A 17,042-nucleotide genomic window follows, 5' to 3' on the forward strand; every position below is an offset into this window, starting at 1 on the left:
GCATATGGAGTGTGAATCATGGGGAGAAGCCGCTATAAAATCACCGAGCCTCACTTACCGCACTTCGTGACGTTGACCGTGCTGCACTGGATCCCGGTATTCACGCGCCCGGACACCGTTAATATCTTGCTAGATGCTTTGCGTTTTTTAAGCAGAGACGGCCTAAAGGTTTACGCTTGGGTAGTACTAGAAAACCACTGTCATTTGGTGCTGCAAAGTCAGGCATTGGATCATGATATTGCTCGACTTAAATCATGGACGGCGAAAAATCTGATTCAATACCTTGCTGAACGCAACGTTAAGCAAATTCTGGATCAATTGGCGTTTTATAAAAAAGCCCACAAAGGTGACCGCGCTTATCAGTTTTGGCAGGAGGGTGTGCATCCTGAATTGATACAAAGCGACGCCATGATGTGGCAGAAAATAGACTATATCCATCAAAATCCGGTGAAGCGGGGCTATGTTGATGAAGCTGCTCACTGGCGTTATTCGAGTGCCAGAGATTACATGGGCACGCCGGGGCTGCTGGTGGTTTGTCGCAAGTGGTAGCGAGGTATGCATTCCCACGCAGGAGCGTGGGAACGAGAGGTGAAGCAGCTCACTGGCGTTATTCGAGTGCCAGAGATGACATGGGCACGCCGGGGTTGCTTGAGGTTTGTCGTGAGTGGTAGCGAGGTATGTATTCCCACGCAGGAGCGTGGGAACGAGAGAAAGTTTCAGCCCAGTGGAAAGCGGGGCTCCTCCAATGACAGAGATTACATGGGCACGTCGGGGCGGCTGGCGGTTTGTCGCGAGTGGGAACGAGTACAAACTTAACATTTGTCTTATTAATTAGACTTTTAGTAGAAATACCCCTGTTGACTAGGCTATTATTTATATCTATTCATCGACATAGTAAGGCATGATGATGCCAGAGAAGTACTTTAATTCTACTCAGCTCTCTATGCTTTTTAGAGGTTTTGATAACTTAGATCAAGCGGCTGTCATTGCGAATACGTCCCGAGAGATTATACACGTAAATCAAAGCTTTACTGATTGTTTTGGTTATAAGTACGATGAAGTGATAGGAAAACCAACGCAAATCCTTTATGCGAGTGAAAGTGATTTTCTTCGTGTCGGCCAAGTGATCGCCAACGCCCGCAGTGACAACCCTAACGAGACCTTTTACATCGATTGTGTCACTAAGTATGGTGACGTTTTTAAAGGTCGGTTAAACGGCGGTATCATTCGAAATGACGACGGCGTTAATGCGTTGTACGTTGGACTAATAACCGATGAAACGGTCAAACTCAAAGCAGAGTATGGGCTGAACAAACTCCACAGCGTTACATCTAATCGACAGCTATCATTTCGTGAGCGAACACTCGAGATCCTGGCATTAGGGTGCGAAATGTTCGGGCTGCCTATCGGTATTGTCAGCGAGATCATTGACGATGACTATATCGTGAAGCACGCCCACCACCCTGACGACGCGATTGAAGAGGGCACGGTGTTTGACTTGAAGGGCACTTACTGTAGTCATGTTTACAAAGCCAACGATGTGCAAGGTTTTCACCATGTCTCTTCCAGTGAGATAGCTGAGCATCCGTGCTTTAAAAACTTTGGCTTAGAAGCGTACCTAGGCGCACCGATTTTTGTCGACGGTCAACGTTACGGTACGGTCAACTTCTCGAGCGCGAGTCCCTGCCGTCCGTTTATTCGGCAAGATTATGAAATGATAAAACTATTTGCTGACTGGCTCGGGCATGAATTGGCCAGAATGAGGGATATCAGTGAATTAAAGCAAGCCAAGGAAGAAATCACGCGGTTAGCGAATACAGACTCACTCACGAGTCTTTATAGCCGTCGCTATGGTGATAAAGCGCTAAGACAAATAATAATGCAAGCTTTTGCGGATGAGCAGCCGCTGAGTATTGCACTGGTGGACTTTGATAACTTTAAAAACATCAACGACACATACGGGCACGATGTCGGTGATAAAGCGCTAACGATATTTGCTGACTTGACAAGAGGCGAATGTCGAAAAAGTGATCTGGTAGCACGTTGGGGAGGTGAAGAGTTTTTACTCGCATTCCCTGGCTGTCATCGCCGTGAGGCTCACGAGGTGATGACGCGTATCGCCGATAAATTGAGAAAGGCAAACATTGAACAAGCCCCTGCTTTGTCGCTAACCGTGAGTGTCGGTTTAGCTCAATTAGAAAAAGAGGACTCGCTCCGCACACTATTAGTGAGGGCAGACAAGCTTATGTATGACGCCAAGCACCAAGGCCGTGACAGGATTTATGGTGGCTGATTGAGCTCGAGCATGTTGACCTGTTTGATGGTCGAGATACTGCTCACTCGCGAGGCACATGCGCTATCCCGCCTTGTTTCACCGTCAGCTCATCATGACTCGATATGGGCAATATTCCCGCGTTTCTAGGCCTGCTAGGCTAGATCTTTTCCGCCAAACTCGGTACATTACACGCAAATAGAAACTATTCTCACTTTTGTTTATGGCGCAAGCCATATCACCATGCATGTTTGTAGATATCACCATGATAAAATCGTCTTCATTTCGGCTCGTGCTGGGCGTTGCGTCCTGTTTGGCGTTTACGCCAGTAGTGAGTGCGGATCAACTCGAAAAAGCGCAAGCTATCGAGGGTAACACTACCCAAGAGGCCGCGCAGTCACAGTCACGGATTAATCGCCACTCTGATAGCAGCTTGGCCATGCGCCAAGAAATTGAGCAGCTGCAGGCACAGATTAGTAACCTGGAAATCTATCGCGATCACTTGCAAAACTTGGTGGTCAATCAGGATAAAGAGGCGACCAGCCTGCGGAATCAAATCGACGAGATCAAAGACACTCGCCAAGGCATCGTGCCGTTGATGTATCGCATGTTGGGTGGGCTCGAGCAGTGGCTTGCCAAGGATATTCCTCTTAAAGCCGACCAACGCCAAGCCCGTTTGCAAAAACTTAAGGCGATGATGGGCCGTGCCGATGTGGCGGACTCAGAGAAATTCCGTCGTATTCTCGAGGCGTATCAAATTGAGCGAGACTATGGCAGCAAGCTTGATGCCTATCAAGATACCGTTGTGCTTAATGGTCGAGATCACCAGGTGGATGTGTTGCACTTGGGTCGAATGTCGCTGGTGGCGCGTAGCTTAGATGGTCAGCAGCATTGGCTGTGGAGCGCCCGCGATGATCAGTGGGTCGCGCTGGATGCCAGTGTCGCGGAAGCGGTGGATAAGGCCTTTGCGGTGGCGCAAAAACAAATGGCACCGTCGTTGTTATCTCTGCCATTGAGTGCTAATCAAGGGGTGAAGTCATGAGTTGGAAAACCCTTATTGTCGCAACCTGTTTTGCCGCGATGGCGCCTTTTACCCACGCCGATGATCTTGTCGAGCAAACCCAAAAGGCACATCAGCAGGCGAATGAGCATAACCAAGCGCGAGAAGCACAATTCGCGCTGACCGAGCGTGAATTGCGCGCGAAACTCAATCAGCTCAAAGCCACGCGCAATGCGTTAGAGGCGGAAACAGAGCAATTGAGTGACACCTTCAGCGATAACGAGCAACAACTGGCGTCTTTGGAAGATAAGTTGCGTTTGGAGTCGGGCAGTTTGGGTGAGTTGTTTGGTGTGGTGCGCCAAGCAAGTAAAACCATCCAGACCGACGGCGCGTCGAGTTATGTGGCGATTACTCAGCCTGCGTTTAATCAAACGGTGGCAGATATTGTGGCCGCGGATACCTTACCCTCGCTCAAGCAGCTTAATAGCCTGTGGCAGGGCATGCTCACGCAAATGCAAACCAGCGGTCAGCTGCAAACCCTTTCTTTACCTGTGGTGAATGCGCAAGGTGTATCGTCTGAGCAGTCGGTGGTGCGAGTGGGTAACCTTGGGCTGGTGAATGAGCAAGGGTATTTAAACTGGCAAGCTGAACGACAAGTGGCGATCCCGTACCGCGCACAACCGGACAACACTTTAACATCAGCAAAGCTTGAACAAGCCATCGCCAACGTCGGTGAGACTGTGCTCGTCGATCCGTCACGTGGCATGTTACTTGGGCAGCTAGAAAATGCGCCAAGCTTAAGCGAACGCTTTGCGCAGGGTGGCTTTGTTGCCAAAGTGATCGCGACCCTATTGGCTGTCGGCTTGCTCATTGCGCTATACCGTGGGGCAGTCTTGCTCTCGGTTCACGCCAAAATGCATCGCCAGCTTAAACACCCAGAATCACCGGAGGATAATCCGCTTGGCCGTGTGCTGAAGGTCTATCATGATGCACCAAAGCGCGATGTGGAATCACTGGAGCTGCGTTTATTGGAAGCGGTGGTGGATGAACAGCAAGGCTGTGAAAAAGGCCTATCGATGCTGAAACTGCTTGCTGCATTGGCGCCGATGCTTGGCTTGCTGGGGACGGTGACCGGGATGATCGAGACCTTCCAGGTGATCACCCAGTTTGGTAATGGCGATCCGAAAGTGATGGCGGATGGCATCTCGATGGCTCTGGTCACCACAGTGCTTGGCTTGATTGCCGCCATTCCGCTACTGCTGGCGCATAACATCTTGAGTGGGCAAGCCGATCACATTCGTGGCATGTTGGAAAAACAAAGCATTAGCCTGGTGGCGGAACAAGCTGAAAACAGTGATCAGCGAGTGGAAACCGGACAAGCGGCATGATAGACGTGGCGTTATTCTCACAGCTTGGCCAGCAGGATATTTTGAGCACCTTGCGTCATTTTATGGCGCAAGGTGGGCCCGTGCTTTGGTGGTTAGGTGTGGTGGTAATGGTGTGCTGGGTGTTGGTGATTGAACGCCTGCTATATCTCTATTCACGATTCCCCGCACAACGTCGCGCGTGGATCGCCGCGTGGCAGGCGCGTACCGACCATCATTCTTGGCATGCACGCGCCATTCGCCAAGGCTGGTTGTTTCAAGCCCAACAGGATCTCGGCCGTTATCTTGGCTTTATTAAAGCCTTGGTGGCTATTTGCCCGATGTTGGGGCTGTTAGGCACGGTCACGGGGATGATTTCTGTGTTTGATGTGATGGCCAGCCAAGGCACCAGTGAGCCCCGTTTAATGGCCTCAGGTATTTCAATGGCAACCTTACCCACGATGGCAGGTATGGTGGCTGCCTTGGCCGGTATGTTTGCTCATGCCCGTTTAGTTAAAGCCTGTCAGCGTCGTGAAGTCGCGCTGGAGCAGGCGCTTCGGAGTCAGTAATGCGATTGATTCGAGCCCAAAAACAGCGCGAGGAAGCGCAGGTTGATTTAACCTCCATGTTGGACATTGTGTTCATCATGCTGATCTTTTTTATTGTTACCAGCTCCTTTGTGCGCGAGTCTGGCGTGGAAGTAAACCGCCCGGAAGCCAGCCACTCAACCAGCCAAAAAGAGGCGGGTATTTTTGTCGCGGTCACCGCCTCGAATGAGGTGTACATTGATAAGCGCCTTGTCGATGTGGAACGTGTCGAAGCGACGCTTGAGCATCTATTGCTCGACAAACCCGATGCCTCGCTGGTGATTCAAGCTGATGAGCTGGCCTACAACGGGACGGTGGTTAAAGTCATGGATGCGGCGAAAGGGGCCGGCATTGGCAGCATTGCGTTGGCCACGGAGTCGCCGTAATGAAGCGATGGCTAATCTCATTGCCGGCGGCGTTGGTGTTTACGCTTGGCCTGTTTATGTTGATGGCGCTAATGGTCGGACATTCGTCTCAGCGGCCTCAAGAGAAGGCTGAGTCGGTAAGCATTGATATTTTCATGCAAGAGCCGGATACCGAGGTACAACGTCGTCAACGCAGTGTCCCGGAGCGCCCGACACCGCCAGAGGTGCCTGATCCACCGACGCCGGTGACGCAAACGCAGACACAATCCAGTACTGCGCCACAGCCGGATATGCCGAACTTGAATGTGCAAAGCAATATTCAAGGGGTGATGGTGCAAGCGCCGTCGCTCGGCGACTTAAATGTCAGCACCGGGCCGAACAACCAGCAGGCGATGCCGCTATTTCGGGTCGAGCCGAATTATCCGCCACGCGCCATGCGCCGCGGCCTAGAGGGATTCGTGGTGGTGAGCTTTACCATTAGTCCCTCGGGACGCCCACAAGATTTGACCGTGGTTGATGCCAACCCGCCGCGCGTGTTTGAGCGAGAGGCGTTACGCGCGCTGCGTAAATGGAAGTATGAGCCGAAAGTGGTTAACGGAGAAGCCGTGGCTCAACCCGGTCAACAGGTGAAACTGGAGTTTAACTTACGCTAATGTTTAAACGACTCATTGTTACCTTCGTATTGGTCATTTCGCTCCCAGCCGCTGCGCAGCTTTCGCCATCGGTGGCACGCTCGATTGAAAAAGCACAAACGCTAGAGCAAGACGCCAAACTGGGTGAGGCGATTGCCGTGCTTGAAGCGCTGTCTGCTGAACGCGCCTACGATAAAGCCTTTGTAAACCGGGCGTTGGGGGTGTTCTATTGGCAATATGGCAATAATGATAAGGCGATTGTCCATATTCAACGCGCGGTCGACAGTGAACAGCTGAAAGACGCGCAAGCCTGGCAAACCAAGCGCATGCTCGCTGATTTATTGTTGATTGATGGCCAGTATGCGTCGGCGCTGCAATACTACTATCCGTTGGCTCGCGCGATCCCCAAAGAAAAGACGGATCAAAGTGAAGATGTGTGGCTGCGCATTATGCAGGCGCACTATCAGCGTGAACAATGGAGCCAGGTATTAAACGCCTATCCGGCGTATCAGGGCGTGGTGAAAAATGGCGCCAGTGTGTCGGCGCTGTCGTTGAAGTTGGGCGCGCAGCTACAACTCGAGCAATGGCGTGGAGCGACCCCGACGCTTAAAGCATTGTTGAAGCGCGAGCCTGAAAACAAGCAATGGTGGCGCCAATTGGCGGCCAACTATGTGCGCTTAGAGCAACCGAAAGAGGCGATCAGCACCTATTTACTCGCCCAGCGTAAAGGGGTGGAGCTTGAACCCAGTGAGCAGCGTACGGTGGCGCAGTTGTATGCCAATATCGGCGTTCCCGAACGGGCGGCGACGTGGCTCAAACGCTTGCCTGAGAACGAACAAGATGCGCAAACGCTCGCGCAGCAAGCAAGCTTATGGCAGCAAGCGCGAGAATGGCCTCAAGCGGCTTCAGCGTGGCGTTTAGCCGCACAAAAAGACCGTCAGTACCATTGGCAATTGGCGTTAATGCAAATTCAGCAAGGCGACTATCAGCAAGCACTTACTTCGCTTGATAAAGCGGGTAAAGGGGCATCTGCTAAAGAGATAGCGCTGACAAAAGTGCGCGCCTACTACAAACTGAAGCAGTTTGACCAGGCCCTTGAGCAAGCACGCATTGCTAAAAAGATTGCCCCTGATGAGGCGGTAGAGAGCTGGTTAACGTTTTTGAAAAAGCGTCAGACAATGCAGCGAGGCTGATTAAGTCACAGGTAGCGAGTGAATCTTGGTCGGTTACTCTGATAAAAAGCCCCAGCTGGTGCAACACCAGATAGCCGGGGCTTTTTTGTGAAAACGTGTTGTGTCTATCGTTTGCCATCCGCCGTGTTGATCACATTCGCCAAACGATAGGCACAAAAAAAGGGCGCCTGAGCGCCCTCTATCAATCAGGTCTGATTTCTTATGCTACAGAAACGTCAGAAGCCTGTGGGCCTTTTTGGCCTTGCTCAACGGTGAAGTTCACACGCTGGCCTTCAGTTAGGGTTTTGAAACCTTCGCCAACGATCGCGCGGAAGTGTACAAACACGTCTTTTTCGCCGTTGTCACGAGTGATGAAACCGAAACCTTTCTCTTCGTTAAACCACTTTACGATACCAGTTGCTTGATTAGACATAATCATTCTCTCTTAAGTTACAAAAAATAGGATAGCTTTGAACGGAGTCGATGAAATGTCTAAAAGCGAAAGCGGGTAACGTTAGAAACTCTATAATATTGATAATAGCGTAGCTTATGTTGACTTTTACTTGATGTATCATTGATGCTCCATGTTCCAGAGCTGTGTCCACCATACAGCATTCCACCCACATGTAAAGCGTTGTGAGTATTTTTATTTAATCCTTGGGTGGAGCGTTGCGGTTGGGCTACTCATCGTCTCTTTCCCCAGTCTTTTAACAGTTGGGTTACCCCCATTTTCGGGTGATTCAACACGTTGTCATCTTGGGTGACTTCACCAACCACGTCATTGGGGTTATAGAGCGAGCAGGTTTTCATTGATAGGCAGCCACAGCCAATGCAGCCACTTAAATTGGCTTGTAACTGCTGTAAGCGTGCGATTTGCTCATTGAGGGTGGCATCCCAGCGCTCTGCCATATCACGCCACTGCTCTTTGGTGGGGGCTCGGTGAGAGGGCAGTTCACTTAATGCTTCGCCTATCTCTTCAAGTGAGAGCCCCACATGTTGTGCAGCTTTAATCACCGCAATACGACGCAGCACTGCACGGTCGTAACGGCGTTGATTGCCCGCATTACGCCAACTGGCGATCAAGCCTTTTTGCTCGTAAAAATGCAGGGTAGACACCTTTACCCCCGCGCGTTTTGCCACTTGCCCAACACTCATTTCCATCTTTTTTCACCTTTTTCTGCCACTCCTTGTTTACCTCAATATAACTTGAGGTTTTATCCTGACTAGCATCTTCACAACACAATGAGAGGGGAATCACGATGAAAGAAATGAAAAAGGGCGTTACCTCAATGTTATTGGCGATTATCCAAGGTGTTCAAGGGCGAGTTGGTATGAGCCGTAAACCGAAAGCAGTGTCAATCGCATCGATGCCAGCCCACCTTCAAAATGACATAGGGGTGGATACTCTGGATGCTAATGTGCGTCCCTCGGCGAGTCGCTTTCTATAGGCGCGCTGCATCTGTCGCTGTTACAGCATGGGTTGCAGGATGCGAGAAGCGAGGATAGAAAAAAGGCCAGTCATCGCTGACTGGCCTTAGCAGAATTAACGTGCCGTGAAGGTGCGATTAAGCGAGCAACTCTTCAGCGGTGTTAACCACGTTTTCAACGGTAAAGCCGAACATTTTGAACAACTCGTCAGCCGGTGCTGACTCACCGAAGGTGGTCATACCGACAACACGGCCGTCGAGACCCACGTACTTGTACCAGTAATCGGCGATACCCGCTTCAATGGCAATACGTGCTGTCACGTCTGATGGCAGCACGGACTCGCGGTAGGCGGCATCTTGCTTATCGAACAAGTCAGTGCTTGGCATAGAGACGACACGCACTTGTTTGCCGGCTTCGCTTAGTTTCGCGGCTGATTCCATCGCCAATTCGACTTCAGAGCCGGTCGCAATCAAGATCAGATCAGGCTTACCCGCTGCATCTTTTAGGATGTAGCCACCTTTGGCAATGTTAGCCAATTGTGCGTCATCACGCTCTTGCTGAGCCAGGCCTTGACGCGAGAACACCAGGGCACTTGGGCCGTCTTTACGCTCAACCGCTGCTTTCCACGCGACCGCAGATTCAACTTGGTCACACGGGCGCCACATGCTCATATTCGGCGTTTGGCGCAGAGTGGCCATTTGCTCAACCGGCTGGTGAGTTGGACCATCTTCACCCAGGCCAATCGAGTCGTGGGTATACACTTGAATGTTTTGCACCTTCATCAACGCGGCCATGCGCATCGCGTTACGGGCGTACTCCATAAAGATCAGGAAGGTTGCGCCGTAAGGTACAAAACCGCCGTGCAGGGCAATACCGTTGATAATGGCGGTCATACCAAACTCACGCACACCGTAGTGCAGGTAGTTACCGCTAGCATCGTCAGCACTGATCGCTTTTGAGCCTGACCACATGGTTAAGTTAGACGGTGCCAAGTCAGCAGAGCCACCGAGCAGTTCTGGCAGTAGCTTGCCAAATTCTTCTAACACGTTTTGTGACGCTTTACGCGATGCAATTTTGGCTGGGTTGGCCTGTAGATCTTTGATGAGCTTTTGGGTTTCGCTGTCCCAGTTGCTTGGCAGCTCACCCTTCATGCGACGAGTAAACTCAGCGGCTAGCTCTGGATACTGTGCCTGATACGCCGCGAATTTCTCGTTCCATGCGGCTTCTTTGGCCGCACCGGCTTCTTTGGCGTCCCACTGTGCATAAATATCTTGTGGGATCTCAAATGGGCCATGCTCCCAACCGAGGAACTCACGCGCGGCTTGTACTTCGTCATCACCCAGTGGCGCACCGTGGCAGTCGTGGCTGCCTGCTTTGTTGGGTGAGCCGTAACCGATGGTGGTCTTGGTGCAGATCAATGTCGGCTTGCCAGTTTCTGCTTTTGCCGCTTCGATGGCCGCTTGAATGGCTGCCGAATCATGGCCGTCGACGGCAGGGATCACGTGCCAGCCATAAGATTCAAAGCGTTTCGCGGTATCGTCAGAGAACCAACCTTCCACATGACCGTCGATAGAAATGCCGTTGTCATCCCAGAAAGCGATCAGTTTGCCCAGGCCTAGGGTGCCGGCGAGTGAGCATGCTTCGTGCGAGATACCTTCCATCAAGCAGCCATCACCCAAGAATGCGTAGGTGTGATGGTCGACAATGTCATGGCCGTCGCGGTTAAATTGCGCCGCGAGCGATTTCTCTGCCACTGCCATACCCACGGCATTGGTAATGCCCTGGCCGAGAGGACCTGTGGTGGTTTCAATTCCCGGTGCGTAACCATATTCAGGGTGGCCTGGGGTATTGGAGTGCAATTGACGGAACTGTTTAAGATCGTCAATGGATACGTCATAGCCGGTCAGGTGCAGTAACGAATAAATCAGCATAGAGCCGTGGCCGTTTGACAGTACGAAACGGTCACGGTTGGCCCAATCTGGGTTTTGTGGGTTGTGGTTCATGTGGTCGCGCCACAAGACTTCGGCGATATCAGCCATGCCCATTGGGGCGCCTGGGTGACCAGATTTGGCTTTTTGCACACCGTCCATCGCAAGGGCGCGGATGGCGTTAGCTAGCATTTTGCGTTCCATGTGTTTACCTACAGGTTGAACAGGTGAAATAGGGTTAAACAGTATCATAAAAGCGGACTCAGCCGCTTTTATTGTGTTAAATCACGCTTTGTGTTTGATCACAGTTGTTCGCGAATCATGTCTTCAAGCTTGCCTTGGTCAACCGCGAAATTGCGGATGCCTTCTGCGAGCTTCTCAACCGCCATCGCGTCTTGGTTGTGCTCCCATAAGAATTCGGCGTGGGTCATACGCGCTGGGCGTTGCTCGGTGGCTCCCGCGTCTTTGAGTTTCACAGGCACGTCACCGTCGGCGTCGCTCAGCTCTTGGAGAAGCTGTGGGCTGATGGTAAGACGATCGCAGCCAGCCAGCTCTAAAATCTCGCCCGTGTTACGGAAGCTCGCGCCCATCACGACGGTGTCGTAGCCGTGGGCTTTGTAGTAGTTGTAGATGGTGGTGACGGATTTAACACCTGGGTCTTCAGCCGCCTCGAAATCACGGCCTTCTTTGGCTTTGTACCAATCCATGATGCGACCCACAAATGGTGAAATCAGGTAAGCGCCCGCTTCGGCACAGGCACGTGCTTGCGCGAATGAGAACAAGAGTGTCAGGTTACAGTTGATCCCTTCTTTTTCCAGGATTTCTGCAGCGCGGATGCCTTCCCAAGTTGACGCCAGTTTGATCAGAATGCGCTCGTTGCTGATCCCCGCTTCGTTGTACATGCTGATAAGCTTGCGCGCTTTAGCCACACTGGCTTCTGTGTCGTAAGACAAACGTGCGTCTACTTCGGTAGAGATACGGCCAGGGATCACGTTGAGGATTTCTTTACCAATATTGACGGCGAGACGGTCACAGGTATCGGCAACCTGTTGGTCTGCGTCGCTGCTGTGTGATTTTGCATAAGCAATCGCTTCATCGATCAGCGGCGCATATTCTTTGATTTGCGCGGCTTTGAGGATCAGAGAAGGGTTGGTTGTGGCATCTTGCGGTTGGTATTTTTTAATTGCTTCGATGTCGCCTGTGTCAGCGACCACTGTGGTTAGGGCACGGAGTTGGTCCAGTTTGTTGCTCATCTTCACTCACCTTCTTTACGTGGTAGGCCCAGACGCCGTATGACGTGCTAACGCTTGCTCTGAATATGAACAGATGCAACGCGTCTGAGCAAATGATGTGACGATCTTTGAGTTTTTTACGTCACTTGTCAATTGTATTGCGACATAAAGAGAGTTAAGTCTCACTCTTTGGTCTCGAATTTACTCATCCTGTTGAAACATGAACGCGGTTTCATCAGGGGCGGGCTCTGACATGTTGAGCAGTGCCATCGCACAACTTGCGCTGGTGGCCAGCACATCAATCACGCCCGTACGCAAAGCGCCAAGAATGGACAAAGCTTTACGACTCTCACTGGCCATGGCGATGACACTGGGAATACGTGCCAAGTCAGGCATGGCTAGCCCAACCACGCGCCCTCGCATCAAATTATCGGTGGGTTGCCCGTCGAGACGGAAAAAATCAAAGCCACCGATGTCTCCGACAATACCATGGTTAACACGTGCTTCAACAAATTCGCGTGCGGTAAAACAGCCTAATTTGACCATATGGCTATTTTCGTCCATATCGCCAATGCCGACCAGTGCAAACTCTGCCTTTCTCGCCTGATTCAAGGTTTCACTGATATTGGGGTGAGAGACAAACACTTGTTGGGTTGACTCGTTATCGACGTAGGCGGGGGCATACAGGGTTTCACTGCTGCCACCAAATTTTTTGGCGAGACGCCGGCAAATATGATCCGCGTTAAAGGCATCACCACTTCGGTGGGTACCGCCGATAGCACAAACAAAGCGCGTTTGGCGATGAGAGACGACCCCTGGGTGATCAGCAACCGCCGCGACGTTTTGACCTTGCCCCACTGCGACTACCATGCCGTCGTTGAGGTTGCCATCCAAATAAGTGGAAACCAGGGTCGCGACTTGAGTGCGCTGCTCTTCGGGACTGGGTTGGTCGAGAGAAATTAATGCGCGTTTGAGATTAAATCGCGCCATGAGCCTTTGTTCTAATTGCGCGCTATGCACGGGGTGAAACTTCACCGTGATTTCAACGATCCCTTCCTCGCGTGCTTTTCGGAGTAGACGGCTGACTTTGGGGCGACTTATTTTGTATTTGCGTGCGATCTCCTCTTGGGTCGCGCTTTGCTGGTAATACAGAATGGCGATTTCGGTCAGCAAATCTGTGTCTTCGTGAACGTTATCTGGGGATGCTGGCGTACTCATAGATGTTGGTCTCGCTCATCGATCGGATCAAACTCACCGCACACAGTACGGCTCACTGTAATGGGTCTCAGTGTATCGCGCTTATGATGATTGAACAAATGTTCCATTTTAAAACTTATGTTCATTTTTTTGGCTTCTACGACGCGCTATGTAACCCTCTGATTAATCGTATAGGCAGCGTTTTTAAAGGCGTTCTGTTTGAAAAAGTAGCCATCACTATCTATTTTTATTAAGTCTCGCCAGCATTCCGAGCAGATTAAATCGCAAGAAGTACAAGGGAAGGGGGGTAACCTCGGGCGGCAGACTCGTGTTTGGTTAAGGAGTGTATGTTTATGCACGCACTACAGTCTCGGCAGCCCCTTATTTGGGTGACGACCTTGTTCACATTGGTGGTTGTATTGGCTGTCGGGTTTTGGATGACGAGTTTGAGCCGCACCACCGCCCCTGCGCAATCACTGGTCAGTATCGACTATAGCTATTTCATTGATGAAACCAACGATCTCTCTCTTAACTATGTGTTGGATCATGCGCCGTTTACGCCAGCCGATAGCGCGCGTGACATTCCGTGGAAGCTGGCTTATCAAACCTATTGGATCAAGCTTGATTTTAATTATCGTGGCTTGGCTGAGCGCGACATTCATGTGCTCACCGATAACCCACTGATTGACTATTTGGACGCCTACCATATCTTGGATAGCGATCAGGTGCGCTCACAGATAAAAGCAGGGGATAAAACACCGGCACGCTTGAATCGCTTGCCAATGCCTGATTCCATTCCGGTCAATTTACTCCCTGATCGTGACAACCAATTACTGCTCAAAGTTACCTCGAATGATATGGCGATCATGCCGTTAAGTGTAATGTCGCACCACGCGTTTGATCATCTGTCTAGATCGGTACATTTGGTCTGGGGGGGATTTGTCACCTTTACGTTTATGGTCGCGCTGTATAGTGCTGGGGTGTATGTCTATAGCCGTCAGCGCGTCTATCTCATTTTTGTTCCCGTTGCCCTAATGAGTGCGATGCTCGTGAGTGTGAATCACGGTTTCAGTCGTTACTTTTTGCCAGATACGGTTCAAATATTCATCAGTAACCACTTGGTTGCGTTGGCCGTTTGCTTACTCATGGCGGGATTGTGGTTTACTTATTATTTTTTAGATTTTGAGCGAAGTCGGCTTTATCAGCGTGCCAGATCACTGTTTTATATGACTTGTGGAGGGCTATTTGGCTTAGCTGTATTAAGTTTTATTACCCCTACGTATGTGTCACTGTCATTCGTTTTTATCGCGCAATTACCAGTTTATGGCTTGCTAGCCTACTACCTATGGTTGCAATGGCAACCGAGAAAATCTTGGCTCTTGCTTTTTGCCTTCAGCTGGATCCCCGCCATAGTGGGTGGGGTGATACTTTATGCCTTGATGCTCAATTACGTTGAATACAGCTTACTATCACGTTATGCCCTGATGATGTCGCTGGGAATGACCATGATCTTGTTTACTTTGGCGTTAGCCGAGCGTTTCCGGTGCCAACGGTTACAAGAAATGCAAGCGCTCACCCACGATACCTTAAGCTATTTACCGAATAATAATGTATTACATATGATGATCGACGACTTGATCAGTCGGAATATGAGTTTCAATTTATATTGCCTCTCGGTAGATAATTATACCAGCCTCTTACCGTATTTAGATGAGCACGCTCGAGAGGAATACATCACCGCGATTGCGGAGCGTATCAGTGATGTCCTGGATGTACCCCCTGTGATCTGTATAAGAACGGACAGTGACAGGCCCAATTATCGCTTGGGCTGCTTAAAAGAAGGCGTATTTGCTTTTTTAATGGATGATGCTGACAGCGCAACGTGTGACCGTATCATCGACGCACTGATTAAAGAGTTAAATGGTGAATTGTGTGTTGGCGCGTTTGTCACACAAGTGAAAGTACGGATTGGTGTTTGTCACTACCCCACCGATGGTGATCATCCGAGCTTATTAATCAGCCGTGCCCTAAGCGCTATTGCTCAACACCAGTCACTCACTACTCACTATGCACGCTTTAACTACGACGAGCAGCGACATCATCAACTGCATGTTTCACTCGTGACTGATTTAAGAGACGCCATCGAGAATGATCAGCTCGAGCTTTATCATCAACCGCAGATTGACTTGCGCACTGGCTCTATCCATGGTTCGGAAGTCTTAGCGCGCTGGACGCACCCTGAGTATGGGCAAATATCGCCTGAAGTCTTTGTGCAAATGGCGGAAGATGTTGGGATCATTAATAATCTTACTTTATGGGTGATGAAACGCGCGTTTCAACAACAAGCGCAGCTTATCCGTAACGGCCATTGCCGCCGCCTTTCCATCAATATCAGTGCGTCTGATATTTATATCCCCGACTTAGCCAATCGTGTGGTCGAGCTGGCGCGCCGATATCATATACCGACAAACCTCATCTCGTTGGAACTGACAGAATCAGTGATGGTCGAGGACTATAACTGGCTGAAACAACTGATTTCAGCACTGTCTGCCAGTGGGATTGAAGTATCGATCGATGACTACGGCACGGGCTATTCCTCGTTGTATTTCCTTTCTCAACTCCCATTCACTGAGCTCAAAATTGATCGCAGTTTTGTTCGAGATCTGCACAAGAGCGGCCGTCATCAAAGCATTGTTCGCGCCACCACAGACATGGCCCGCTCACTAGGGGTAATGGTTGTTGCTGAGGGCGTGGAAACAGAGGAAGCGGAGGCCCTGTTACGCCGGTATGGCGTCGATGTGTCACAAGGCTATTATTACTCTCGCCCGCTTCCGTTCCAACAATATCAGGCTTATGTTGAGCGTATGGACAGTGTGCAACCGACGGCGATATTGCAAGAGAAAAGCCTGCGCTCCTCCTCAGACGGATAAGGCTTGTCGAGTATTACCCTAACGCCAGCGCATCACGTAGGTGCCCATTGGCCTGCTGAAGGCGTTGCCGGGCTGTGGCGGGATCCTGGTCGGCTAGGATCACCAAGATCGCGACTTTTACTTCGCCATCAGTGCGTGAAAGGGCATGTGTCGCGGTATCTTCGTCACACCCTGTCGCTTCCATCACGATTAACGTTGAACGGGTCGCCAGTTTATCGTTGCTAGCTTTTACATCGACCATCAAATTTTGATAGCACTTGCCTGTCTTTATCATCGCAGCGGTGCTCAGCATATTTAATACCATTTTTTGCGCCGTACCTGATTTCATTCGGGTTGAGCCCGTGAGCGCTTCGGGGCCAACCTCGGGTGTAATGGCAATCTGGGCGTGGGTGTTGATCGCCGCATGGGGATTACATGACAGCGCGACCGTCACCGCGTCGATTTGCTGGGCATAATCGAGTGCACCGAGGACATAAGGGGTGCGACCACTGGCGGCGATGCCGACCACTACATCCTTCGCGGTGAGGTGTTGCGCGACCAAATCCGATTTACCCGCATCAGGGTTATCTTCGGCACCTTCTTGGGCAACGAACATGGCCGGGTCGCCACCGGCAATCAATCCTATGACTTGCTGGCTATCCACCCCAAAGGTGGGCGGGCATTCCACGGCGTCAAGCACGCCAAGTCGACCACTGGTTCCCGCCCCGATGTAGATAAGACGGCCGCCTTGGTTAAAGCTTGCCGCAATCGCATCGACCGCGTTGGCAATCGCAGGGAGCTGCGTCTGCACGGCGGCGGCGACTCCTTTATCTTCTGCGTTAATCATCGCCACCAAGCCCAGTGTGTCTTGTTGGTCGATCGTCAGTGTATGCGGGTTGCGTGTTTCTGAGAGTAAGTCTTTTAGCTGATCGACGCTGGGGGCTGACATAATCGTT

The 17,042-nt window shown here is 51.0% G+C and carries 16 protein-coding genes; 10 read left to right on the forward strand and 6 right to left on the reverse strand.

Annotation, left to right across the window (positions count from 1 at the left end):
* Window positions 1-18 precede the first annotated feature (18 nt).
* From C7A19_RS04925 to C7A19_RS04965, 8 genes are all read left to right on the forward strand, one after another.
* Window positions 19-549, forward strand: a complete 531-nt coding sequence (locus C7A19_RS04925; RefSeq protein ID WP_116644342.1) for a transposase — start codon at window positions 19-21, stop codon at window positions 547-549.
* A 394-nt stretch (window positions 550-943) separates the two neighbouring features.
* The gene (locus tag C7A19_RS04935) at window positions 944-2,293 is read left to right on the forward strand and encodes a diguanylate cyclase (protein WP_162300247.1); all 1,350 of its coding nucleotides are present in this window, start codon (window positions 944-946) and stop codon (window positions 2,291-2,293) included.
* 238 nt (window positions 2,294-2,531) lie between these two features.
* A complete protein-coding gene (locus C7A19_RS04940) occupies window positions 2,532-3,314 on the forward strand; it encodes a DUF3450 domain-containing protein (RefSeq protein ID WP_235614264.1) in 783 nt (260 codons plus the stop codon).
* On the forward strand, window positions 3,311-4,660 hold the full coding sequence (locus tag C7A19_RS04945) for a MotA/TolQ/ExbB proton channel family protein (RefSeq protein ID WP_116644344.1): 1,350 nt from the start codon (window positions 3,311-3,313) through the stop codon (window positions 4,658-4,660). The genes C7A19_RS04940 and C7A19_RS04945 overlap by 4 nt, the downstream gene beginning before the upstream one ends.
* Window positions 4,657-5,205 (forward strand): MotA/TolQ/ExbB proton channel family protein, encoded by a 549-nt coding sequence (locus C7A19_RS04950; protein ID WP_069360896.1) that lies wholly within the window; start codon window positions 4,657-4,659, stop codon window positions 5,203-5,205. The genes C7A19_RS04945 and C7A19_RS04950 overlap by 4 nt, the downstream gene beginning before the upstream one ends.
* Complete coding sequence (locus C7A19_RS04955; protein ID WP_069360897.1) at window positions 5,205-5,609, forward strand: biopolymer transporter ExbD; 405 nt, start codon at window positions 5,205-5,207, stop codon at window positions 5,607-5,609. Before C7A19_RS04950 ends, C7A19_RS04955 begins: the two co-directional genes overlap by 1 nt.
* Window positions 5,609-6,241, forward strand: a complete 633-nt coding sequence (locus C7A19_RS04960) for an energy transducer TonB (RefSeq protein ID WP_116644345.1) — start codon at window positions 5,609-5,611, stop codon at window positions 6,239-6,241. The genes C7A19_RS04955 and C7A19_RS04960 overlap by 1 nt, the downstream gene beginning before the upstream one ends.
* Window positions 6,241-7,413, forward strand: a complete 1,173-nt coding sequence (locus C7A19_RS04965; RefSeq protein ID WP_116644346.1) for a BTAD domain-containing putative transcriptional regulator — start codon at window positions 6,241-6,243, stop codon at window positions 7,411-7,413. Before C7A19_RS04960 ends, C7A19_RS04965 begins: the two co-directional genes overlap by 1 nt.
* Window positions 7,414-7,612: 199 nt before the next feature.
* On the opposite strand, the gene C7A19_RS04970 is transcribed toward C7A19_RS04965, so the two are convergent.
* Together C7A19_RS04970 and soxR are read right to left on the reverse strand one after the other, a co-directional pair.
* Window positions 7,613-7,825 (reverse strand): cold-shock protein, encoded by a 213-nt coding sequence (locus C7A19_RS04970; protein WP_069360900.1) that lies wholly within the window; start codon window positions 7,823-7,825, stop codon window positions 7,613-7,615.
* Window positions 7,826-8,076: 251 nt separating this feature from the next.
* Complete coding sequence (soxR, locus tag C7A19_RS04975; RefSeq protein WP_116644347.1) at window positions 8,077-8,553, reverse strand: redox-sensitive transcriptional activator SoxR; 477 nt, start codon at window positions 8,551-8,553, stop codon at window positions 8,077-8,079.
* A gap of 98 nt (window positions 8,554-8,651) precedes the next feature.
* Here soxR and C7A19_RS04980 point away from each other — a divergent pair, with 98 nt between their 5' ends.
* Window positions 8,652-8,840: a hypothetical protein gene (locus C7A19_RS04980; protein WP_116644348.1), complete on the forward strand. Its 189-nt coding sequence runs from the start codon at window positions 8,652-8,654 to the stop codon at window positions 8,838-8,840.
* Between the two features lie 117 nt (window positions 8,841-8,957).
* On the opposite strand, the gene tkt is transcribed toward C7A19_RS04980, so the two are convergent.
* The 3 genes from tkt to C7A19_RS04995 form a co-directional block, all read right to left on the reverse strand.
* Complete coding sequence (gene tkt, locus C7A19_RS04985; RefSeq protein ID WP_116644349.1) at window positions 8,958-10,952, reverse strand: transketolase; 1,995 nt, start codon at window positions 10,950-10,952, stop codon at window positions 8,958-8,960.
* Window positions 10,953-11,050: 98 nt separating this feature from the next.
* Window positions 11,051-12,001: a transaldolase gene (gene tal / locus C7A19_RS04990; protein ID WP_116644350.1), complete on the reverse strand. Its 951-nt coding sequence runs from the start codon at window positions 11,999-12,001 to the stop codon at window positions 11,051-11,053.
* Between the two features lie 180 nt (window positions 12,002-12,181).
* Complete coding sequence (locus C7A19_RS04995) at window positions 12,182-13,198, reverse strand: sugar-binding transcriptional regulator (protein WP_116644351.1); 1,017 nt, start codon at window positions 13,196-13,198, stop codon at window positions 12,182-12,184.
* Between the two features lie 332 nt (window positions 13,199-13,530).
* Here C7A19_RS04995 and C7A19_RS05005 point away from each other — a divergent pair, with 332 nt between their 5' ends.
* Window positions 13,531-16,107, forward strand: coding sequence for an EAL domain-containing protein (locus C7A19_RS05005; RefSeq protein ID WP_162300248.1), 2,577 nt, complete (start codon window positions 13,531-13,533; stop codon window positions 16,105-16,107).
* 13 nt (window positions 16,108-16,120) lie between these two features.
* On the opposite strand, the gene murQ is transcribed toward C7A19_RS05005, so the two are convergent.
* Window positions 16,121-17,035 (reverse strand): N-acetylmuramic acid 6-phosphate etherase, encoded by a 915-nt coding sequence (murQ, locus tag C7A19_RS05010; RefSeq protein WP_116644354.1) that lies wholly within the window; start codon window positions 17,033-17,035, stop codon window positions 16,121-16,123.
* Between the last annotated feature and the right edge of the window lie 7 nt (window positions 17,036-17,042).

Origin of the sequence: Salinivibrio sp. HTSP, assembly GCF_003390965.1 — a bacterium.
Classification (GTDB): domain Bacteria; phylum Pseudomonadota; class Gammaproteobacteria; order Enterobacterales; family Vibrionaceae; genus Salinivibrio; species Salinivibrio kushneri.